At 69.9% G+C, this 22,383-nt stretch carries 17 protein-coding genes; 9 read left to right on the forward strand and 8 right to left on the reverse strand.

Annotated features, from left to right (window positions below):
* Window positions 1-3 precede the first annotated feature (3 nt).
* Both F1734_RS16260 and gcvT read right to left on the reverse strand, forming a co-directional pair.
* Window positions 4-1,107 carry a branched-chain amino acid aminotransferase gene (locus F1734_RS16260; protein WP_203010792.1) on the reverse strand — a complete coding sequence of 368 codons (1,104 nt, stop codon included), beginning with the start codon at window positions 1,105-1,107 and terminating at the stop codon, window positions 4-6.
* Window positions 1,108-1,140: 33 nt separating this feature from the next.
* Window positions 1,141-2,241, reverse strand: coding sequence for a glycine cleavage system aminomethyltransferase GcvT (gene gcvT, locus F1734_RS16265; protein ID WP_026137665.1), 1,101 nt, complete (start codon window positions 2,239-2,241; stop codon window positions 1,141-1,143).
* A 74-nt stretch (window positions 2,242-2,315) separates the two neighbouring features.
* On the opposite strand from gcvT, the gene F1734_RS16270 reads away from it, so the two are divergent.
* From F1734_RS16270 to F1734_RS16295, 6 genes are all read left to right on the forward strand, one after another.
* Window positions 2,316-3,824 (forward strand): leucyl aminopeptidase, encoded by a 1,509-nt coding sequence (locus F1734_RS16270; RefSeq protein ID WP_064066134.1) that lies wholly within the window; start codon window positions 2,316-2,318, stop codon window positions 3,822-3,824.
* 257 nt (window positions 3,825-4,081) lie between these two features.
* Window positions 4,082-5,839, forward strand: coding sequence for a 2-oxoglutarate dehydrogenase, E2 component, dihydrolipoamide succinyltransferase (sucB, locus tag F1734_RS16275; protein ID WP_040275253.1), 1,758 nt, complete (start codon window positions 4,082-4,084; stop codon window positions 5,837-5,839).
* A gap of 111 nt (window positions 5,840-5,950) precedes the next feature.
* On the forward strand, window positions 5,951-6,841 hold the full coding sequence (locus F1734_RS16280) for a TIGR01777 family oxidoreductase (protein ID WP_010594328.1): 891 nt from the start codon (window positions 5,951-5,953) through the stop codon (window positions 6,839-6,841).
* A gap of 46 nt (window positions 6,842-6,887) precedes the next feature.
* Window positions 6,888-7,670, forward strand: coding sequence for a lipoyl(octanoyl) transferase LipB (gene lipB, locus F1734_RS16285; RefSeq protein ID WP_017680361.1), 783 nt, complete (start codon window positions 6,888-6,890; stop codon window positions 7,668-7,670).
* Window positions 7,671-7,736: 66 nt separating this feature from the next.
* Complete coding sequence (gene lipA / locus F1734_RS16290; protein WP_010594326.1) at window positions 7,737-8,747, forward strand: lipoyl synthase; 1,011 nt, start codon at window positions 7,737-7,739, stop codon at window positions 8,745-8,747.
* A gap of 56 nt (window positions 8,748-8,803) precedes the next feature.
* Window positions 8,804-9,544: a DUF4191 domain-containing protein gene (locus F1734_RS16295; protein ID WP_010594325.1), complete on the forward strand. Its 741-nt coding sequence runs from the start codon at window positions 8,804-8,806 to the stop codon at window positions 9,542-9,544.
* 72 nt (window positions 9,545-9,616) lie between these two features.
* On the opposite strand, the gene F1734_RS16300 is transcribed toward F1734_RS16295, so the two are convergent.
* The gene (locus F1734_RS16300) at window positions 9,617-10,093 is read right to left on the reverse strand and encodes an RDD family protein (RefSeq protein WP_026137663.1); all 477 of its coding nucleotides are present in this window, start codon (window positions 10,091-10,093) and stop codon (window positions 9,617-9,619) included.
* Window positions 10,094-10,305: 212 nt separating this feature from the next.
* Between F1734_RS16300 and glnA the strand changes: the two genes are divergently transcribed.
* Window positions 10,306-11,742 carry a type I glutamate--ammonia ligase gene (gene glnA, locus F1734_RS16305; protein ID WP_010594323.1) on the forward strand — a complete coding sequence of 479 codons (1,437 nt, stop codon included), beginning with the start codon at window positions 10,306-10,308 and terminating at the stop codon, window positions 11,740-11,742.
* 104 nt (window positions 11,743-11,846) lie between these two features.
* On the opposite strand, the gene F1734_RS16310 is transcribed toward glnA, so the two are convergent.
* Together F1734_RS16310 and F1734_RS16315 are read right to left on the reverse strand one after the other, a co-directional pair.
* A complete protein-coding gene (locus F1734_RS16310) occupies window positions 11,847-12,992 on the reverse strand; it encodes a hypothetical protein (protein ID WP_017680359.1) in 1,146 nt (381 codons plus the stop codon).
* Window positions 12,993-13,004: 12 nt separating this feature from the next.
* Entirely contained in the window at window positions 13,005-13,931 is a 927-nt protein-coding gene (locus F1734_RS16315) for a metal-dependent hydrolase (protein ID WP_059174729.1), read from the reverse strand.
* Window positions 13,932-14,173: 242 nt separating this feature from the next.
* Between F1734_RS16315 and F1734_RS16320 the strand changes: the two genes are divergently transcribed.
* Window positions 14,174-14,788 carry a TetR/AcrR family transcriptional regulator gene (locus tag F1734_RS16320; protein ID WP_040275251.1) on the forward strand — a complete coding sequence of 205 codons (615 nt, stop codon included), beginning with the start codon at window positions 14,174-14,176 and terminating at the stop codon, window positions 14,786-14,788.
* A gap of 123 nt (window positions 14,789-14,911) precedes the next feature.
* Here F1734_RS16320 and F1734_RS16325 read toward each other — a convergent pair whose 3' ends face one another.
* The gene (locus F1734_RS16325) at window positions 14,912-16,453 is read right to left on the reverse strand and encodes an amino acid permease (protein WP_010594319.1); all 1,542 of its coding nucleotides are present in this window, start codon (window positions 16,451-16,453) and stop codon (window positions 14,912-14,914) included.
* Window positions 16,454-16,668: 215 nt separating this feature from the next.
* Between F1734_RS16325 and F1734_RS16330 the strand changes: the two genes are divergently transcribed.
* Window positions 16,669-17,178, forward strand: coding sequence for an Lrp/AsnC family transcriptional regulator (locus F1734_RS16330; protein WP_010594318.1), 510 nt, complete (start codon window positions 16,669-16,671; stop codon window positions 17,176-17,178).
* A gap of 146 nt (window positions 17,179-17,324) precedes the next feature.
* Here the strand turns inward: F1734_RS16330 and F1734_RS16335 are convergent, their stop codons facing one another.
* Together F1734_RS16335 and F1734_RS16340 are read right to left on the reverse strand one after the other, a co-directional pair.
* Complete coding sequence (locus F1734_RS16335; RefSeq protein ID WP_010594317.1) at window positions 17,325-18,398, reverse strand: Leu/Phe/Val dehydrogenase; 1,074 nt, start codon at window positions 18,396-18,398, stop codon at window positions 17,325-17,327.
* Window positions 18,399-18,515: 117 nt separating this feature from the next.
* Window positions 18,516-21,977, reverse strand: coding sequence for an indolepyruvate ferredoxin oxidoreductase family protein (locus F1734_RS16340; RefSeq protein ID WP_140188667.1), 3,462 nt, complete (start codon window positions 21,975-21,977; stop codon window positions 18,516-18,518).
* Window positions 21,978-22,383 lie beyond the last annotated feature (406 nt).

Here is a 22,383-nt window from a genome sequence, read left to right on the forward strand (position 1 = left end):
GCCTCAGCGCAGCGTCGTCAGCCAGCCGTGGGCGTCGGCGAAGGTGCCGCGCTGGATCCCGGTGAGGGTGTCACGCAACGCCATGGTGACCTTGCCGGGCTCGCCGTCGCCGACGGTGAACTCGCCGTCACGGCTCTTGACGGTGCCGACCGGGGTGATCACCGCCGCGGTCCCGCACGCGAAGACCTCGGTGATCCGCCCGTCGGCAACCTCGGACTCCCACTCCTGAACCGAGATCTTGCGCTCCTCCACCTCGAGGCCGGCCTCCCTGGCCAGGGTGAGCAGCGAGTCCCGGGTGATGCCGGGCAGCAACGAGCCGGACAGCTCCGGCGTCACCAGCTTCGCGTCGGCGCCCGAACCGAAGATGAAGCACAGGTTCATGCCGCCCATCTCCTCGATGTAGCGGCGCTCGACGGCGTCGAGCCACACCACCTGGTCGCACCCCTGCTCGACGGCCTGCGCCTGCGCCAGCAGCGACGCCGCGTAGTTGCCGGAGAACTTGGCGTCGCCGGTGCCGCCCGGGGCGGCCCGCACGTACTCCTGCGAGATCCACACGCTCACCGGCTTGACGCCGCGGGGGAAGTACGCGCCGGCCGGGGAGGCGATCAGCACGTACCGGTACTGGTTCGCGGGCCGCACGCCGAGACCCGCCTCGGTGGAGAACATGAACGGCCGCAGATACAGCGACTCCTCACCCCCGGCGGCCGGCACCCATTCGTGGTCGGCGTCGACCAGCTCCGCGATGGACCGGACGAACAATTCGTCCGGCAGCTCGGCCATCGCCAGGCGCCGCGAGGACCGGCGCATCCGCTCGGCGTTGGAGTAGACGCGGAAGGCCGCGATGCTGCCGTCGGGCTGACGGTAGACCTTCAGACCTTCGAAGATCGCCTGACCGTAGTGCAGCACCATCGCGGCCGGATCGAGCTGCATCGGTCCGTACGGCTGGACGGTGGCGTCGTGCCAGCCGCGGCCCTCGGTGTAGTCGATCGTGACCATGTGATCGGTGAAGTACCGGCCGAAACCGGGATCCGCCAATACTTCTCCGCGCCGTTCCGCGGAAGCGGGCGAGGGGTGCGGAACATGGGCGAATTCGAGGACACCGGTCATGACCGTTGATCCTATCGAACCGCCCGCACGGTCCTACTTGGTGTGGTCGGGCACGAACGGAGGCGCGACGAGCTGGGCGCGCAGGGCGCGTCCACGGACGTCGACCGTGACCTCGTCACCGGCGGCCGGGTCCCCCGCCGTCTCGAGAAGCGCCAGCGCGATCCCGACCTTCAACGTCGGGGAGAACGTGCCGGACGTCGTCTCCCCCACCGGAGTTCCGTCGCGCAACACCTTCAGGCCGGGTCGCAGCACCCCGCGGTCGAGCGCCCGCACGCCCCACAGTCGCCGCGCCGGACCGGACTCCTTCTCCGCGACGAGCGCCGCGCGGCCGCGGAAGGCCGGCTTGCTCCAGCCCACGGCCCACCCGCAGCGAGCCTGCAGGGGCGAGATGGCCTCCGACAGTTCGTGCCCGTGCAACGGGTATCCCATCTCGGTCCGCAGAGTGTCGCGAGCCCCGAGGCCGGCGGCCTGACCGCCGGCCGCACGCACGGCGTCGGCCAGGGCACGGAACAGCGACTCGGCGTCGGCCCACCGCGGCACCAGTTCGAAGCCGCGCTCACCGGTGTATCCGGTGCGGCACACCCGTACCGGCAGATCGTTCCACCGGGCGTCCACGAAGCTCATGTAGCCCAGGTCGGTGGGCAGCCCCAGCCCCTGCAGGACGGCCTCGGAGTTCGGTCCCTGCACGGCGAACACACCGTGGTCCCGGTGCTGGTTCGTCACCGTCACGCCTTCGGGGGCATGCGCGGCGAGGACCTCGACGACCGCTGCGGTGTTCGCGGCGTTCGGCACGAGGAACAGTTCCTCGTCGGAGACGTAGTAGACGATCAGGTCGTCGGTGACACCGCCGGACTCGGTGCAGCAGAGGGTGTACTGCGCCTTGCCCGGCCCGATCTTGCGCAGGTCGTTGGTGAGGGTGGCGTCGACATAGTCCGCCGCGCCCGGTCCGGCGACGAGAGCCTTGCCCAGATGACTGACGTCGAACAGGCCGACGTTCTCGCGCACGGCGGTGTGCTCGGCCACGGTACCGGCGTACGAAACGGGCATCTGCCAGCCACCGAAGGCCGCGAAGGTCGCTCCGAGTTCGGTGTGGACGGCGTGGATCGGGCCCTGCAGCAGTGGCTGGTCGCTCATGTGCCCCACGCTATCCCACCCCCCGAGATCACTAGCATCGGTGCCACGACCCCCTTCCCCCCTAGGAGACGCCTGTGAGTGCCCTTTCGCCCACCCTTCCCGAACTCGTTCTCGCCGGAAGCGTGTCCAAGCGCGCGGACGTCCTCGTCGTCGGGCTGACCGCCGGCGATGGCGGCCCCGAGGCCCTGCTCGGCGACGGCCTGGTGGACGAGGACGTCCTCGGCGGACTGCTCGACGCCCTGCAGTCCGTCGGCGCCGAGGGCAGAGCCGAGGAGGTCACCCGGATCCCCGCGCCCGCCGCCCTGCCGGTCACCAGCGTCCTCGCCGTCGGGCTCGGCGCCGCCGACAAGCTCGACGCCGAGCAGGTGCGCCGCTCCGCCGGCGCTGCGGCGCGCGCCCTCGCCGGCGTCCCCGTGGTCGCGACGACCCTGTCCGCCGTGGATCTCGGCGCAACCGCAGAGGGCTTCGCGCTCGGCGCCTACACGTTCACCGAGTTCCGCACCACCAAGTCGAACGCCGGCGACGCGCAGCCGCCGGCCCGGATCGAACTGCTCGTCTCGTCGCCCCGCGCCCGAGAGGCCAAGGCGGAGCTGGCCCGGTCGGTCGCCGTCGCCGAGGCGGTCGCCACCGCCCGCCGGTTCGTCGACACCCCGCCGAGTCACCTGTTCCCGGCCGAGTTCGCCGAGCGCGCGAAGGCGCTCGGCACCGCCGCCGGGTTGAAGGTCGAGGTGCTGGACGAGAAGGCGCTCGAGCAGCAGGGTTACGGCGGCATCGTCGGGGTCGGCAAGGGATCGTCGCGTCCGCCGCGGCTCGTGCGCCTGAGCTACTCGGCGAAGAAGCGGAAGGCTCCGAAGGTCGCGCTCGTCGGCAAGGGCATCACGTTCGACACCGGCGGCATCTCCATCAAGCCGGCCGCCGGGATGGAGAACATGACGTCCGACATGGGGGGTGCGGCGGCGGTGGTCGCGACGGTCGTGCTCGCCGCGAAGCTCGGCGTGGCGGCGGACGTGACCGCGACGGTACCGATGGCCGAGAACATGCCGTCCGCGACGGCACAGCGACCCGGCGACGTGCTGACCCAGTACGGCGGCACCACCGTCGAGGTGATCAACACGGACGCCGAGGGCCGTCTCATCCTGGCCGACGCCATCGTCCGCGCCTGCGAGGACGAGCCCGACTACCTGATCGACACCGCGACGCTCACCGGCGCGCAGATGGTCGCGCTGGGGACGCGGACGCCCGGCGTCATGGGCACCGACGAGTTCCGGGACCGCGTCGCCCGGCTCTCGCAGGAGGTGGGGGAGAACGGGTGGGCGATGCCGCTGCCGGCCGAACTGCGCGCGGACCTGAAGTCCCGGGTCGCCGACCTGGCCAACGTCACGCCGCATCGCTGGGGCGGGATGCTCGCCGCCGGCCTGTACCTGAAGGAGTTCGTCGCCGAGGGTGTGCAGTGGGCCCACATCGACATCGCCGGGCCGGCCTTCAACACCGGGAGCCCGTTCGGCTATGTCGGCAAGGGCGGCACCGGCGTCCCGGTGCGCACCCTCATCGCCGTCATCGAGGACATCGCGAACAACGGGTGATCCGTCCCGCGCGTCCCTGCCGGGTTGCGGGGACGCGCGGGCGCACGCGACCCAACCCTCGTCGAACGCCGCCGAGGGATCAGTGCAAGGATGGTCGAGGTCATACCCGGCATCGGGTGTGGTCTCAACCGAACACCGCAAGACACCGCACGAGACCGTGGCCTCGAGCACAATGGTCAGCGACCACACAATGGTCCGCGACCATCGGTCGGCACAACTCAACACACCCGAATACAACCGTCGAGGAGTCAACAGACATGGCCTTCTCCGTCCAGATGCCAGCGCTTGGTGAGAGCGTCACCGAGGGAACTGTCACGCGATGGCTCAAGCAGGAAGGAGACACGGTCGAAGTCGACGAGCCGCTGCTCGAAGTTTCCACGGACAAGGTCGACACCGAGATCCCCTCGCCCGCGGCCGGTGTGCTGGTGAAGATCGTCGCCCAGGAGGACGAGACGATCGAGATCGGCGGTGAGCTGGCGGTGATCGGTGACTCCGCCGACGACGGAGGATCGTCGACCGCTCCCACTGCCGCCCCGTCGGAGGAGGCGGCGCCCGAGGAGCAGTCCACCCCCGAGCCCGAACCCGAGCCCGAGCCCGAGCCGGCGCCGGCTTCGTCCGGTTCCGACACCGGCTCCGCCGAAGGCACCCCGGTCACCATGCCGGCGCTCGGTGAGTCCGTGACCGAAGGCACCGTCACCCGGTGGCTGAAGTCTGTCGGAGACGAGGTCGCGGTAGACGAGCCCCTGCTCGAGGTGTCCACGGACAAGGTCGACACGGAGATCCCGTCCCCCGTGGCCGGTGTGCTCCTCGAGATCAACGCCGACGAGGACGAGACCGTCGAGGTCGGCGGACAGCTCGCGGTGATCGGGTCGGGAACCCCGGCCGCGGCGCCGTCGAAGCCGGAACCGAAGCCGGAACCGAAGCCGGAACCGAAGCCCGAGCCCGAGCCCGAGCCGGCGAAGCAGGCGGCCCCCGAGCCCGCGAAGCAGCCCGCCCCGGAGCCCGCGAAGCAGGCCGCTCCGGCGCCCGCCCCGGCGCCCGCTGCCGCGGAGACCCCGGGTGGCGCCACGCCGTATGTCACGCCCCTCGTCCGCAAGCTCGCCGCCGAGCACGACGTCGACCTGTCGAAGGTGTCCGGCACCGGAGTCGGCGGACGCATCCGCAAGCAGGACGTGCTCGCCGCCGCCGAGGCCGCGAAGGCCCCCGCTGCCGAGGCCCCGAAGGCTCCCGCCGCCAAGGCTCCGGCCGCCGCTCCGGCCACGACCGCCGGCGTCCGGCCCGAGCTCGCCCACCTGCGCGGCACCACGCAGAAGGTCAACCGGATCCGCCAGATCACCGCGATCAAGACGCGCGAGTCCCTGCAGACCACCGCACAGCTCACCCAGACCTTCGAGGTCGATGTCACCAAGATCGCGCATCTGCGGTCGCAGGCGAAGGCGACCTTCGCCGAACGTGAGGGCGTCAACCTCACCTTCCTGCCCTTCTTCGCAAAGGCCGTCGTCGAGGCCCTCAAGGCGCATCCGAACATCAACGCCTCCTACGACGAGGACAAGAAGGAGATCACCTACCACGCCGCCGAGCACCTCGGCATCGCCGTGGACACCGAGCAGGGTCTGCTCTCCCCGGTGATCCACAACGCCGGCGACCTGTCGCTGGCCGGCCTGGCCCGCGCGATCGCGGACATCGCCAAGCGGGCGCGCAGCGGTGGCCTGAAGCCGGACGAGCTGGCCGGCGGCACCTTCACGATCACGAACATCGGCAGCCAGGGCGCCCTGTTCGACACGCCGATCCTGGTGCCGCCGCAGGCGGCGATGCTGGGCACCGGCGCGATCGTCAAGCGACCGGTGGTCGTCACCGACGAGGTGGGCAACGAGTCGATCGGTGTCCGGTCGATGTGCTACCTGCCGCTGACCTACGATCACCGCCTGATCGACGGTGCGGACGCGGGCCGGTTCCTCACCACGATCAAGCACCGTCTCGAGGAAGCGGCGTTCGACGCCGATCTGGGCCTGTGATCCACCGGGTGTAGCCCGGCACTCACCGGACCGGGAAGCGGGGGCATCGTCACACCGACGAGGCCCCCGCTTCCGCGTCCCGGCCTCTGCGAATGCGGGACAATCACCGGCATGCGCATCCTCGTGGCGGGCTCGTCGGGGCTGATCGGAACGGCCTCGGTGGCATGGTTGCGGGCGCACGAGCACGAGGTGCGTCGCCTCGTCCGCCGTCCGCCGGCAGCGCCGGACGAATGGTTCTGGGACCCGCCGACGGGCCGGGTCGATCCCGCGGCGCTCGACCGCGTCGACGCCGTGGTGAATCTGTGCGGCTCGAGAATGGACGAGCGTCGCTGGTCCGGCGCGGTCAAGCAGGAACTGCGCGACAGCCGGATCGTCCCGACCGACGTCCTCGCCACCGCCGCCGCCTCCGCCGGGGTTCCGACGCTGGTCAATGCGGGCGCCGTCGGCGTCTACGGGAACACCGGCGAGGACGTGGTGGACGAACGCAGCCCCGCCGGGCGGGGGTTCGTCGCGGACCTGTGCCGCGACTGGGAGGCCGCCACCGCGCCCGCACGCGTCGCCGGGGTGCGCACGATCGTCCTCCGCGTCGGGATCGTTCTCAGCCCGCACGGCGGCATCCTGCGCCGCCTCCATCCGCTCTTCCGGCTCGGCCTCGGTTCCCGGCTCGGTGACGGCCGGCAGTACATGTCGTGGGTGGCGCTCGAGGACGTGGTGGCGGCGCTGGGCTTCGTCCTCGGCCGCGGCGATATCGCCGGTCCGGTCGACGTCACCGGCCCCGCTCCCGTGACCAACGCCCGGTTCACGGAGGCGCTGGCGCATTCGGTGCACCGCCCGGCGCCGTGGACGACGCCCGGATTCGTGGTCGGCGCGGTCGTCGGGGAGATGGCGCACGCCCTGGTGCTCACCGGGCAGCGCGCGTTGCCGGCGGTGCTCGAGTCGGCGGGCTTCGAGTTCCGGTATCCGACGATCGGAGCCGCCCTGGCACACGCGCTCGGAACCTGAAGCCACCTCTTCGCGACGGCTCTCCGACGGCGTAGGGTCGAGGACTATGAGCAGCGCATCTTCCTCCGCCCGTTTCGATTCCGAACCCGTCGCGGTGGCGCATCTGGGGCTGATCGGTTATCTGGAAGCGTGGGAGCGGCAACGGGAGATCGCCGCCGACCGGGCCGAGGGCCGCGGTGTCGACACCCTGCTGCTGCTCGAGCATCCGCCCGTGTACACCGCCGGCAAGCGCACCGACCCGGAGGACCGCCCCACGGACGGCACGCCGGTGATCGACGTCGACCGCGGCGGCAAGATCACCTGGCACGGACCCGGACAGCTGGTGGGCTACCCGATCATCCGGCTCGGCGAACCCATCGACGTCGTCGGCTACGTGCGACGTCTCGAGCAGGCACTGATCGAGGTCTGTACCGACCTCGGGCTCACGTGCGGCCGCGTGGAGGGCCGCTCGGGGGTGTGGCTGCCGGCCGAGCTGCGCGACGGGCACTGGCTGCCCGAGCGCAAGGTCGCCGCGATCGGGGTGCGGGTGCAGCGCGGGGTGACGATGCACGGGTTCTCCCTCAACTGCGACGCCACCCTGGACGCGTTCGACTCGATCGTGCCGTGCGGCATCCGCGACGCGGGCGTCACCTCGCTCACCGGTGAGCTCGGCCGGGACGTCACCGTCGCCGAGGTGATGCCGGCGGTGACGGCGGCGGTGATCGACGCGCTCGACGGCCGCCTGCCGGTGACGGACCACGACATCGAACGGGTGACGTTCGAACAGGCTGTCGGTGCCGAGCCGCCGCAGACCCCGCGCCCGGAGTTCACCACGGTGCGGTACGGCTGAGCGGCGCCTCCGGGGGCCCGCCCCGGGGTGAGCCCGGTCCGTACCGTCGGGCGTAGGATCGGGTCCGTGACTGTGGCCCCAGAAGGACGCAAGCTGCTGCGGATCGAGACCCGAAACGCACAGACGCCGATCGAACGTAAGCCGAACTGGATCAGGACCCGGGCGAAGATGGGCCCGGAGTACTCCGAGCTGAAGGGACTGGTGCGGCGCGAAGGCCTGCACACGGTCTGCGAGGAGGCCGGTTGTCCCAACATCTACGAATGCTGGGAGGATCGGGAGGCGACGTTCCTCATCGGTGGCGAGCAGTGCACCCGTCGATGCGATTTCTGTCAGATCGACACCGGTAAGCCCGCCGAGCTCGACCGCGACGAGCCGCGCCGGGTCGCCGAGTCCGTGCAGGCCATGGGCCTGCGGTACTCCACGATCACCGGTGTCGCCCGCGACGACCTGCCCGACGGCGGTGCGTGGCTCTACGCCGAGACCGTGCGGCAGATCCACGAGCTCAACCCGGGCACCGGCGTCGAGAATCTCATCCCCGACTTCAACGGCAAGCCGGAGCTGCTCACCGAGGTCTTCGAATCACGTCCCGAGGTGCTCGCGCACAATGTCGAGACCGTGCCCCGGATCTTCAAGCGCATCCGCCCGGCGTTCCGCTACCAGCGGTCGCTGGACGTGATCACCGGGGCCCGCGAGTTCGGGCTGGTGACCAAGTCCAATCTGATCCTCGGCATGGGCGAGACGCCGGAGGAGGTCACCGAGGCGCTGCACGACCTGCACGCCGCCGGCTGCGACATCGTCACCATCACCCAGTACCTGCGCCCGTCGCCGCGGCACCATCCCGTCGAGCGCTGGGTCAAGCCCGAGGAGTTCGTGGCGCACTCGAAGACCGCCGAGGAGATCGGATTCGCCGGCGTGATGGCCGGGCCGCTGGTCCGGTCGTCGTACCGCGCGGGGCGCCTGTACGCGCAGGCGATGGCACACCACGGCCGCGAGCTGCCCGCCGCACAGGCGCACCTGGCCGAGGGGGGCACGGCGGCCCAGGAAGCCAGCTCCGTGCTGGCGCGTCTGACCTCGTAGCCGCACCGGACCCGCGGTGGCGAGAAGGACACCGCGGGGAAAGTATCCTGGGTGCTATGGCGAGAGGCAGCAAACCCGACAAGGAAGCGAAGGCCGCAGCGAAGGCCGCGCGCAAGCAGGCGTCGAAGGAGCGGCGAACCCAGCTCTGGCAGGCGTTCCAGCTGCAGCGCAAGGAAGACAAGCTGCTGCTGCCGTGGATGATCGGTGCGATCGTCGTCTCCACCCTGGTGTTCTTCCTGATCGGGCTGATCTTCGGTATCGAGTGGTTCCTTCTGCCGGTCGGCCTGCTCGTGGGCGTGCTGCTCGCGTTCGTCATCTTCGGTCGCCGGGTGCAGAAGACGGTGTACGGCAAGGCCGAGGGCCAGGCCGGTGCGGCGGCGTGGGCGCTGGACAACCTGCAGGGCTCCTGGCGCGTCACGCATGCGGTGGCCGGCACCACGCAACTCGACGCCGTGCACCGCGTCATCGGCCGCCCGGGCGTGATCCTGGTGGCCGAGGGAGCCCCGCAGCGCGTGAAAGCCCTTCTCGCACAGGAGAAGAAGCGAGTCGCGCGCCTCGTGGGCGACACGCCGATCTACGACATCGTGGTCGGCAACGACGAGGGTCAGGTCCCGCTGTCACAGCTGCAGAAGCACCTGTCGAAACTGCCGCGCAACATCGACACCAAGCGGATGGACGCGATCGAGGGCCGGCTGGCCGCCCTGAGCACGAAGAAGTCCGGCGCCGCGCTCCCGAAGGGTCCGATGCCCGCCGGTGCGAAGATGCGCAGCGTGCAGCGCACCATGCGCCGGCGCTGAGGTCCGTCCCGACGACGGGAGCCTGCACCTACCCGGTGCAGGCTCCCGTTCGACGTTTCGGGGACGGACGCGTCAGCGGGACCGCACGAGCGCCGTGCCGGTCGCCCGGTCCTGCAGGCCGCGGCCGTCGACGTCGGTGACGACGGCCGGCGCGATGAACACGAGCAGCAGCTGCCGCGCCAGGGCGCGAATCAGTCCCACCCGCACCGGCGCGTCGACCCGGGCGACCTGCAGGCCGACCAGATACTGGCCCGGCGTGAACGAGAACAGCGTCACCGTGAGCACCCCGACCACGAACCACACGAGCAGGGTGTAGGTGGACAGCTGGGGATTCTCGAAGGGCCGCTCCCCCACGATCGCGGTTGCGATGCCGACGGAGGTGAGCCAGTCGATCGCCAGCGCGCTCGCGCGCCGGCCGGTACCGGCGAGCGCACCGCGCCCGCTCGCGGGTAGTCCGAGCAGCTGCCCGCGGTAGTCCTGGGCCTTGTCCTGCCCCTTGGGGATCGCCGCAGCGGGTCCGGAGAGCCAGCTGCCGGTCATGCGTGCCATGGTGTCCAGGATAGGGTGCAACGGACGGACCGGCCCGACCCACGTGCCCGCCGGTGACTTCTACCACAAATGCAGTCCTCACGACACCGGAAGACGAGCTGTAACATCGGTGAAACATGGGATTGATGGTCGGGCAACACCAGCTCAATACGGTCTGTATCCGACGCAGACGCCCCATCCCCATGGCGCGCATTGACTGAAGGAGCACAAGCGTGGCGTTCACCTCGGCCGAAGAGGTCATCAAGTACATCGAGGACGAAAACGTCGAGTACGTCGATGTCCGGTTCAGCGACCTCCCCGGCATCCAGCAGCACTTCTCGATCCCCGCGGCTGCGTTCACCAAGGACGTGTTCGAGGACGGCCTGGCGTTCGACGGTTCCTCCGTCCGCGGCTTCCAGTCCATCCACGAGTCGGACATGATGCTGCTGCCGGACGTGACCACCGCGCGCATCGACCCCTTCCGCGCCGCCAAGACGCTCAACGTCAACTTCTTCGTCCACGACCCGTTCACTCGCGAGTCCTACAGCCGCGACCCGCGCAACGTCGCCCGTAAGGCCGAGGAGTACCTGGCCAGCACCGGCATCGCCGACACCGCGTTCTTCGGTGCCGAGGCCGAGTTCTACATCTTCGACTCGATCCGCTACGACTCGCAGATGAACGGCGCGTTCTACGAGATCGACTCGGTCTCCGGCGCGTGGAACACCGGCGTCGAGGCCAACGCCGACGGCTCGCCGAACCTCGGCTACAAGGTCCGCCCCAAGGGCGGCTACTTCCCCGTCGCGCCGTACGACCACTATGTGGACCTGCGCGACGAGATCTCCACCAACCTGCAGAACGCCGGCTTCGAACTCGAGCGCGGCCACCACGAGGTCGGTACCGCCGGTCAGGCCGAGATCAACTACAAGTTCAACACCCTGCTCGGCGCGGCCGACGACCTGCAGCTGTTCAAGTACATCGTCAAGAACACCGCGTGGAAGCACGGCAAGTCGGTGACCTTCATGCCGAAGCCGCTGTTCGGCGACAACGGCTCGGGCATGCACGTGCACCAGTCGCTGTGGAAGGAAGGCAAGCCGCTGTTCCACGACGAGGCCGGTTACGCGGGCCTGTCGGACCTGGCGCGCTGGTACATCGGCGGCATCCTGCACCACGCGCCGTCGCTGCTGGCGTTCACCAACCCCACGATCAACTCGTACCACCGCCTCGTGCCCGGCTACGAGGCCCCGATCAACCTGGTCTACAGCCAGCGCAACCGCTCCGCCGCGGTCCGCATCCCGATCACCGGCAACAACCCGAAGGCCAAGCGCCTCGAGTTCCGCGCGCCGGACGCCTCGGGCAACCCGTACCTGTCGTTCGCGGCGCAGATGCTCGCCGGTCTGGACGGCATCAAGAACAAGATCGAGCCGATGGCGCCGGTCGACAAGGACCTCTACGAGCTCCCGCCGGAGGAGGCCCGGAACATCCCGCAGGCCCCGACCAGCCTCGCGACCGTGATCGACAACCTCGAGCGCGACCACGAGTACCTCACCGAAGGCGGCGTGTTCACCTCCGACCTGATCGAGACCTGGATCTCGCTCAAGCGCGAGCAGGAGATCGCCCCGGTCAACCTGCGGCCGCACCCGTACGAGTTCCAGCTGTACTACGACTGCTGAGTCGATTCCGCACGTCGTTCGTCACGAGTCCACCCGCCTTGCGTTCCGCGAGGCGGGTGGACTCGTGTCTGCGGCCCCTCGTACCTGCGGGGTACGCGGATCCGCTATGCGGCAGGCGCCCGCGCGTGGGCGGGCGTGGTGTCGCTCGTGCCCTGCGGCACGGTCAGCGTGGCGGCCACGCACAGTGCCGCGACGACGAAGCACGCCAGCGCGTACCACAGGTTGCCCACCGGGTCGCCGGTGCTCGTCACGCCGTCGACGGCACGGAAGAACTCAGGCAGCGCGGTGACCCACAGGAACGCCATGACGACGAGATACACCACGCTGTAGACCTGGACGAATCGGTTCGTGTACGCGGGAACCGCCGGCTCGCCCCGTCGCAGGCACACCCAGCGGCGAACGAGCACCACGACCCCGACGACGGTGACGACGGCCAGTTCCACCGCGTAGACCACCGCCCGGACCGTGGTACTGCCCATGCCCAGGACGGTCGCCGGGAGCGGGAGAACGAACGTGCCCAGTGACGCCAGCAGGCCGATCACGACGGTGCGCCACACCAGCTCGAGACCGGAGAAGTGTCGGCCGCGGTCGACGTGGCGACCGACGAAGAACTGCACGCACAGCGCCAGCGACATCGGCCAGAGCGCGGCGAACACCACCACGCTCGGGAGCGGGACCGCATCGAACAGGGGTTGGTTGATCGGATTCGTCACCGCCCAGTGCCACCAGCGCAACTGGGGTCCGAGATGGTCGAAGATCTCGTAGAACGCGTGGTGCACGAATCCCACGCACACGGCCCCGACGAGAACTCCGTGGCGGCGGAACACCCCCAGCATTCTGACGATCTCGAACGCCAGCGTGGCCATCAGCGGGTAGATCGCGACGATGTACAGCGGGAGCCGGCCCCACAGGAATTCCACGGTGAACACGTTGTGGGCGAACATCGTGTCCACGTGCTCCTCGATGCCGAAGGCAGCCGGGAAGTACAGCGGAGGTTCGATGACGAACAGGTAGGCGGTGGCACCGAACCAGAGCACCAGAGTGGTGGGGTCGCCGTGGCGGCGCAGGCGCACGACGGCGAGCACGAGCGCGAGCACCGCGCCGAGCACGATTGTGACCTCGAGAACGGGAAGGGTCCAGTTCTCCAGGGCCGAGGGGTTGCGGACCTCGACGAGGCCACCGGCCTCCTGGCACGAGAAGCCCAGGGACGCGGCGAGTTCGGCGAAGGTGGGTGAGCACAGGTCGGTCATCGAGGCGGCTCCCTACGATGCGACCGCGTCGGCGGTGTACCAGCGCGTGACGTCGTAGCCGTCCTCGTAGCGCCGGAACCACACGTCCGCGAGTACCGGCAACTTCTCGTGGGCCGGATCGTGCTTCGGCAACTGGCTGCGCACCACTCCCGCCAGTGCGACGAGTTGCTCGGCGAGCGGCAGATCGTCGAAGGCGCGTGGCATCGGGCCGTGGTCCTGCGCGCGCAGGAGGGGCAACCATCTGCGCAGACGCTGGGCGCGCCGGTACGACGCGAACATCGACAGCGCGTCGATCCCGCGATCCTCCAACGGAACGTGGTCGTTGAAGCCCTGGCAGGCCAGCCGGATGACGTGCAGCACATGACGGAAGACCGAGGGGGCCACGCGCATCCGGTAGATGTCGGAGCCGACGACGGAGTCGAAGACGACGAGCGCCGAACTCCGGTGTTCGACCTCCTCGACGAAGTGCCAGATGAACAGCGACGCCACCCGGTCGTCGCCGGGCCGGAACAGGGTGGCCTCGTTGTCGAGCATCAACTTGAACACCGGCGTGAAGGTTGCCTCGAGATCTGCGGTGTAGGCGAGCCGGTAGTTCAGCGACGTCTGTGCGGTGAGCCGGTCGAATTCCCCGATGACGGCGTCGAGGGTTTCCCGGAGCCCGGGGTACCGCACGATCAGGGCCTTGACATGCTGCCGGTGTGCCGTCGAGTGCTGGCCTTCCTGACGCATGAACGCGTCCGCCTCCGCGGCGACGTCGGGGTCGGTGATCAGCGGCTTGGCTTGGAGGATCATCTTCACGATCATCTTCTCGAAGCCGATCGCCAGGAACGAGACCGCGTTCGCCATGCTCGAGAAGGCCGGGTTCTCCTCGTTCCACAGGAACGGCACGTCGTCTTCCTCGAACGCGAAGTTCATTCTTCGGATCTGCAGGTCGGTCACGGGCGTTGCACCTCGTCTTGCGGGAATGGGCTGGTCCGGCGGCCCCGCGACGGCTCCGAAGCCCCGGCGCAGCGATCATACATATAACGCAGCCTACGTATGATGAGAACGTGTTACACGGTCGGTGGCGCGGGCGAGGTACCACCCCCGTGCTACCGTCGGTCGTTCGAGCGGACGGTCGACAGGACCCCGCCGAGGGGGATCCGCCGGTCCCGATGCGGCCCGATCCGAGGAAGCGAGCAGTGGCACGACGACGCGGTTGGGGCGGCAGCCCCCCGGAGAACGACGACGAAGCGTCTCGCCGAATCGTTTCCGCCGCAGTCGATCTGATCGGCCGGACGGGTTCCGTCATCAGCCTGGCCGAGGTCGCGGAATCGCTGGGTGTCATCCGCCAGACGGTCTACCGCTACTTCCCCAGCGCGGATGCGCTGATGCGGGCCGCGGCGATCGCGTCGGTCGACGGATTCCTCGATCGCCTCGCCCGGCACATCGACGGCCTCGCGGACCCCGTGGACGCGATGACGGAAGGCGTCGTCTACACCCTCTCCGAGGTTCGGCGCACGCCACATCTGGGCCTCCTGCTCACCGGCACGTATTCGAACGTCCGTCCCGACGGCCTCACGTCCGACGAGGCGCAGGAATTCGGGATGACGATGATCGAGCGCTTCGACGTCGATTGGGCGCGCTACGGATACGACGAGGCGGCCCTGCGCGAGCTCGTCGAGTACGTGCTGCGCACGATGCAGTCCTTCTTCGTCTCCCCCGACGATCCCCCGCGGAGCGACGACGACCTGCGGCGATACCTCCGACGCTGGATGGGACCCGCGATCCTCGCACAGCGCGACCTCCCCCGCTGACGACCGCGACCAGGTGACGGGATCCGCCCGGCCGGGCGGGCCCCGGGGTGGCCGCCGAGGCGTCGACCCGTCGCACGGTCGCGGCCCCGCAGCGGTCGCCGCGGGGCCGGGTCCGGGGCCGCGCTACACCGGCTGGGGCTCGCGGGCGGCGTGCGAGGCCTCGGCCCGCCGGGCCGCCTCGGCCCGGAGTCGCTGCCCGAGCACCGACGTGCGGCGGCCGTAGACGGCGTAGACCACCACGCCCAGGGCCATCCAGGCCCCGAACCGCAGCCACGTCTCGACGGACAGGTTGAGCATCAGCCAGCCGCACGCGAGGACCGCGAGAATCGGCACCAGGGGCACGAGCGGAACCCGGAACCCACGCGGCAGGTCGGGGCGGGTGCGGCGGAGCACCATCACACCGATGCACACCAGCACGAAGGCGAACAGGGTGCCGATGTTGACCATCTCCTCGAGCACACCCATCGGGAACACCGCGGCGAGGACGGCGACGATGCTGCCGACCAGCAGGGTGATGCGTACCGGGGTGCCCTTGCGGCCCGTCGTGGCCAGCCGCCGCGGCATCAGCCCGTCCCGGGACATCGCGAACAGCACGCGAGTCTGGCCGAGCATCATCACCATCACGACGGTGGTGAGGCCGGCGAGGCCGCCGATGTTGATCGCCGTCTGCGCCCACGTGATGCCGTGAGCCTCGAACGCGGTGGCCAGGGTGGCACTGCCGTCGCCGACGAGTGCGCTGCCCGTCCGCAGGTCGGTGTACTTCACCATGCCGGTCAGCACCAGCGTCACGCCGACGTAGAGGACCGTGACGATGGCGAGCGAGGCGAAGATGCCGCGCGGCAGCGACTTCTGCGGGTTCTTCGTCTCCTCCGCGGTGGTGGCGACCACGTCGAAGCCGATGAAGGCGAAGAACACCAGGCTCGCGGCGGCGAGCAGGCCGTACCACCCGTAACTGCTGCCGTCGGCCCCGGTGAGCGCCGAGAACAGCGACTGGTGCACGCCGCTCGCGGTGCCCTGCGCGCCCTCCGCCGGCGGAATGTAGGGCGAGTAGTTGCTCTTGTCGATGTAGAAGACGCCGACCGCGATGACCAGCACGACGACGGCGACCTTGACGGCGGTGACGACGGCCGACACACGCGAGGACATCTTGGTGCCGACGGCGAGCACGACCGTGATCGCGCCGACGATGAGCAACGCGCCCCAGTCGACCGCGAGCGGCCCGAGGTGCATCGTGGTGTGTGCGGTGCCGCCGAGCATGCCGCCGAGATACAGCGACCAGCCCTTGGCGACGACGGCGGAGGCGAGCGCGAACTCGAGGATGAGGTCCCAGCCGATGATCCAGGCGGCGAACTCACCGAAGGTCGCGTACGAGAAGGTGTAGGCGCTTCCGGCGACGGGGACGGTCGACGCGAACTCCGCGTAGCACAGGGCCGCGAGGCCGCACGTGATCGCGGCGAGCACGAAGGCCAGCGAGATCGACGGGCCCGCGACGTTGCCCGCGGTGCGCGCGGTGAGGGTGAAGATGCCGGCGCCGATCACCACGGCGACGCCGAACACGGTCAGGTCCTTGGCGGTCAGCTGCCGCCGCAACCGCGAACCGGGTTCGTCGGTGTCCGCGATGGACTGTTCGACGGACTTGGTGCGCCAGATGCCGACTCCGGGCATGGTGTGCTCCTCGGGATGGAATGGGGCCCGCCGGACCTCGTGGGCGACCGGGGGCACGGCCCTCATGGGCGACGCATTGTGGTGCCGCAGAGAGGGATTGCGTGAGCAATTCAGTGCAGCAATCATGGCACTGTCACTCTTCGTGTCAACATCTTCGGCAACAGCTACGCACGATGCTCAAATGTGACGCCCATCACAACCGAAAGGATGTCACCGTGCTCAGTTTCGATCGGCTCGACGCGGCTCTCCTCGCCGAGCTCACCCACAATCCGCGAGCCGGCATAGTCGATCTGGCAGCGAAGCTCGGCGTCGCCCGCAACACCGTCCAGTCGCGGATCCGGAAGCTCGAGGAGTCGGGCGCCGTGACGGGATATCGCCCGGTGGTCGATCTGCCGAAGCTCGGCCTGCCGCTGCAGGCGTTCATCGGCGCGGAACTCGTGCAGGCGCGGATGGGGCACGTCATCGCGGAGCTCGAACGATTCCCCGAAGTACTCGAGGTGCACGCGACGACGGGCCGGGAGGACTTGCTGATCCGGATGGCGGCACAGTCGCAGGAGGACCTGCTCCTGCAACTCGAACGCATCCACGCGATCGAGGGCGTCGCCCACACCACCACCACGCTGGCCCTGACGACGCCCGTGGCGTACCGGACGCAGCCCCTGCTCGAACATCTCACCCGCGACTCCGGGCACGGGCGCTCCGTGCCGACGAGCGACCGTCGCTGAGGGACGTCGCCGTTCGGCCCACCGGCGCTCGGGGACAACCGCTTCCGGGTCGCGCCCGCACCCGGTGCACGAGCGAGAGGGGAGGCACCGTGGTGCCTCCCCTGTTCGCCGTGCGACCGGCCGGGACGGTACGCCGCCCGCGTCCGTCAGGCCGCGTCGATGCGCTGCTCGGCGAGCCGGTTCGCCGCCGCGCCGGGCCCGATGCCCAGGGTTCGCGACATCGCGAAGATCTCGGCGGTGCGGTCGAAGATTGCGTCCACCCTGGACCGGACGACGCTCGGGTCGGAGCCGTCGACCTCACCGGCGACCTGGATCAGGCCGCCGGCGTTGGCGACATAGTCCGGCACCCAGGTGATGCCCCGGTCGCGGAGCAGATCCTCGACCTCGGGGCGGGCGAGCTGATTGTTCGCGGCACCGCACACCAGCCGCGCCCCGAGCGCGCTGCCGGTCGACGTGGTGAGCGTCCCACCGAGCGCACACGGTGCGTACACGTCCACCGGGGCGTCGACCACGCTGCTCGCGATGCGGACGGGGAAGTCGGCGGCCACCCGGGCCACGGCCCCGGGGTTCACGTCGGCGACCATCACGTCGGCCCCGTCGGCGACGAGCAGCCGCACCAGCTCGTAGCCCACCTTCCCGAGCCCCTCGACACCGACGGTGCGTCCGTCCAGAGATGCTGTGCCCCAGACATGTTCGGCGCCGGCCCGCATCGCACGGAACACTCCGAGCGCGGTGAGCGGCGAGCTGTCCCCGGATCCGCCGGCTGCGGTGGTGCGTCCGACCGCGTGCCGGGTGTGCCGGCCGACGACGTCCAGATCACCGGCGGCGGTGCCGACGTCGGCGGCCGTGACGTAGCGACCGCCGAGGGACTCGACGAACCGTCCGTACGCGGCGAGCAGCGCGTCGCTCTTGTCCGTGACCGGGTCACCGAGGATGACGGCCTTGCCGCCGCCGAGGTTCACCCCGGCGACCGCGGCCTTGTAGGTCATGCCCCACGACAGGCGCAGCACGTCCTCGAGCGCGGTGGCCTCGTCGGCGTAGGGGTAGAAACGGGTGCCGCCGAGGGCGGGGCCGAGCGCGGTGGAGTGGATCGCGACGATCGCGCGCAGGCCGGTGGCGGCGTCCTGACAGAAGACGACCTGTTCGTGCGGACGGTCGGACAGGCGACGGGAACGGTCGAAGACTCCGGCCGGCGCGTGGTCGAGAAGGGTGGCGGTCACGAGTGGATTCCTTTCGGACAGAGACGATTCGGTGACGTCAAAAGGCGGTGACATCGGAAGACGGTGACATCGGAAGACGGTGACATCGGAAGGCGGTGACATCGGAAGGCGGTGGCATCAGAAGTCGGTGTCGATGCCCAGGCCGGCGAGGCGTGTGCGGTACTGCTCAACGGAGCGCAGCTTGACGTCCTCGTAGCCGCGGACCGTGTCCGCCAGCTCCGCGACCTGCACCGCACGGTCGTAGTTCTCGATGTCCAATTCGGCAGCGAGACGGTCGATCGTCGCGGTGTAGTGCTCGAGCAGGGCGCGTTCGACCCTGCGGACGTGGGCGTACCCGAACGGATCGAGCCGGGTGCCGCGCAGCCGGCGGCCCTTGGCCAGCACCCGCAGCGCCACGTGCGACTTCGGACCGAACCCGACCTTCTTCGTGCGACCGAGTGCGCGCAGCACGGGCGGGTGCAGCCGATAGGTCAGTTGCGCTCCGCCGGGCACCTGGGACTGCACCTCGTCGAGGAAGGCGGGGTCGACGAGCATCCGCGCGACCTCGTACTCGTCCTTGTAGGCGGTGAACTTGAACAGTCCGCGCGCGACGGCCGCGCTGAAGTCCGTGCGCGCGGTGACGCGGCGTTCGGCCTCCCACACCGCCTGCACCCGCTCGATGTACCGGGCGGCGAGACGGTCACCCTGGAAGTCGATCAGTGACGCGGCGCGCACCCGCACGAGTCGCAGCACCTCGCCGTCGAAGGTGGTGCCGGCCAGCAGGTGTTCCGGTACGACGGTGGCTCTCCGCTCGGGCCGCGCCGGTTCGGTCGCGGCCGCGAACGCGTCCGGGTCGGCGACCGCCACCCGCCCCCACCGGAACGCCGCGATGTTCGCCGCGACCGCCACGCCGTTGATCTCGATCGCTTCCTCGACGGCCGCGGCGGGGATCTGCAGTCCGCCGAGCTGGTGGGCGGCGCCGACGACGAGGAAGTTCGCGGCGGAGGTGTCACCGAAGAGTGCCTGCGCGGCGGCGAGGGCGTCGAACGAGGCCAGCCGACGGGTCACCGCGTCCAGCCGCGCGAGCAGCTGCTGCTCGTCCGGGTGCCGGATCGACCTGTCGTACACCATGTCCCCGGTGGGGGTGCGGCTCGTCGAGGCGACCGCGACGGTCGAGTGCGGGTCGGCGTAGGCAAGGTTCTTCGCATCCGCCGCGGTCAGCAGGTCCAGCGCCAGCAGGCACGACGCGCCGCCGGTGGTCACCCGGTTCCCCGGTGCGAGGCCGTCGGCGGCGAACCGCAGGTGCGAGACCACCGGGCCCGCCTTCTGGCTCATGCCGATCTGGTCCAGGGACTCGACGTCGAAGCCCGCGCGCAGCGCGGCGGTCGCGAGCACCTGGTTGACGGTGACGATGCCGGTGCCGCCGATGCCGGCGAGGAAGACGTTGCGGGTGCCCTCCGGGGTGTCGACGTCGACGTCGGGCACGGCCGGCGGCGTCGGGACGCTGCGGCGCCGAGCCTTCCGGCCGGGCGACGCCTCGACCGTCACGAACGACGGGCAGTCCCCGTCGAGGCACGAGTAGTCGGTGTTGCAGGAGGTCTGGTCGATTCGGGTCTTCGACCCGAACTCGGTGTCGACCGGCTGCACCGACAGGCAGTTGCTCTTGACGCCGCAGTCGCCGCAGCCCTCGCACACCGCCTCGTTGATCACCACCCGGGTGGTGCGGGCGGGCAGGGTCCCGCGCTTGCGTTGCCGGCGCGCGTCGGCCGCGCAGTGCTGGTCGTAGATGAGCACGGTGACGCCGGGGACCTCGCGCAGCACGCGCTGTGCTTCGTCGAGCCGGTCGCGGTGCCAGACCTGCACGCCGCGGGCGAGGGAGCGCTTGCGGTGCCGCTTCGGGTCGTCGGAGCAGACGATGATCCTGCGCACGCCCTCGGTGGCGAGTTTGCGGGTGAGCGCAGGAACGGTCAGTGCGCCCTCGGCGTCCTGCGCGCCGGTCATGGCGACGACGTCGTTGTAGAGCAGCTTGAAGGTGATGTTCACCCCGGCCGCGACGCACGCCTGCACGGCGAGCTGACCGGAGTGGAAGTACGTTCCGTCGCCGAGATTCTGGAACATGTGGCCGATGTCGGTGAACGGTGCCTGCCCGATCCACTGCGCGCCCTCGCCACCCATCTGGGTCAGGCCGGTGACGGCGCTGTCGGCGCGGCCGGACATGGTGACGAGTGCGTGACAGCCGATGCCGCCGCCGCCGATCGAGCCGTCCGGCAGGGCCGTGGAGCGGTTGTGCGGGCAGCCGCTGCAGAAGTACGGGGCGCGCTTGGCAGACAGCACCTCCAGCGGCAACTGGGGCAACGGCGCAGGTCCGAGGTCGACGTGTCCGCGCAGCACCCGGCGCAGCGGACCGCGGATCCGTCCGGCGGTGAGCTCGCCGTCGACGGGCATCAGCGGCCGGCCGTCGGCGTCCTTCTTGCCGACGATGCGCGGCGGATGGTCGGTGCCGTAGAGGATCTCCCGGATCTGGGTTTCGACGAACGCGGTCTTGTCCTCGACGACGACGAGCTGGTCGAGACCGGAAGCGAATTCGCGTACCAGGTCGGGACCGATCGGGTACGGCATTCCGATGCGCAGCAGCCGGATGCCGGCGCGGTGCAGGTCGGCGTCGGTCACCCCGAGATCGAGCAGGGCCTGTCGCAGCGCGTCGAACGTGGTACCGGTGGCGGCGAGTCCGATCCGGGCGTGCGGGGGGTCGACCTCGACGACGTCCAGGCCGTTGGCCTTCCCGTACGCGTGCACCATCGCCCAGCGCGGCCCGTACAGGTCCGCCTCGGCGATCACGCTGTCGCCCGGGGCCGCCATCGGGCGCTGCCGGTACACGAACAGCCTTCCCTCCCATTCGATCTCGGGAACGGTGATGCGCAGGTCCGCAACCGAACCGTCGACGGACCACGCGCCGTCGGCGACGTCTGCGACGACCTTGAGAGCGACGAGGCAGCCGGACGCGCGCGACAGCGCGACTCCGTGCAGGCCCATCGTGACGATCTCGGCGGCGTTGCGCGGAAACAGGACCGGGATCCCGAGGGCGGCGAGGGACCGTTCGCTCACCGCGGGCACGGTCGACGACTTCGACGCCGGGTCGTCGCCGACCATCAGCAGGACACCGCCGTTCGGGTCCACGCCGTACATGTTCGCGTGCCGCAGCGCGTCGGTGGCCCGGTCCAGGCCGGGCCCCTTGCCGTACCAGACGCCGACCACGCCGTCGTGGGTGGGCGTGCCCGCCCCCAGCTGGCCCTGACTGCCCCATACGGAGGTTGCGGCGAGTTCCTCGTTGAATCCGGGCACGAAGGTGATGTCGTGCTCGGCGAGGACCTTCGGCATGCCGTGCAGCAGCTTGTCGAGCCCGCCGAGCGGGCTGCCGGGATACCCGGAGACGAATGTGGCCACGCGGCGGCCGTCGCGGATGTCGCGCACGTGCTGTTCGACGAGTTGGCGGGCGATCGCCTGGACACCGGTGAGGAGCACCGTGCCCGAGCCGGAGCGGTACCGGTCGTCCAGATCGTAGGGAGAACGCTCGATTTCGCGGACCACGGTTTCGGTCATCGCACTGTTCCTTTGCTGCGACAGGTGCTGCGCACGTCGCTCGAGTCACATCAACTGGTTCAGCAATGATCGACACAGCTGATTGAATCAGTCAACAGACAACTTTTCAGCGGATCATTCTGTTCAGTTGTGACGTGCGACACATCGGGCAGATGGTCACGGTGATCAGCCGTCGGCGCCTCGCCCGGCGCGCGCTCCCGCCGACCGATCCGGTACGGGCTCCGCCGTCCGGTTCCGACCGACGGACTGCGGGCCGCACGCAGCGGCCCGTTCCGGCAGGTCCGCCAGTTCTGCCGGATTTGTCAGAAGCCGGGAGTACCCTGAAGTGGCGCCGGCCGGTTCCGGGTCGGGGCGCCTTGGGGAACTGCTGATGAACGTCTGCGCACCCCGCCGTGCCGGGGCACCG

Source organism: Rhodococcus ruber (genome assembly GCF_016804345.1).
Lineage (GTDB): Bacteria > Actinomycetota > Actinomycetes > Mycobacteriales > Mycobacteriaceae > Rhodococcus > Rhodococcus ruber.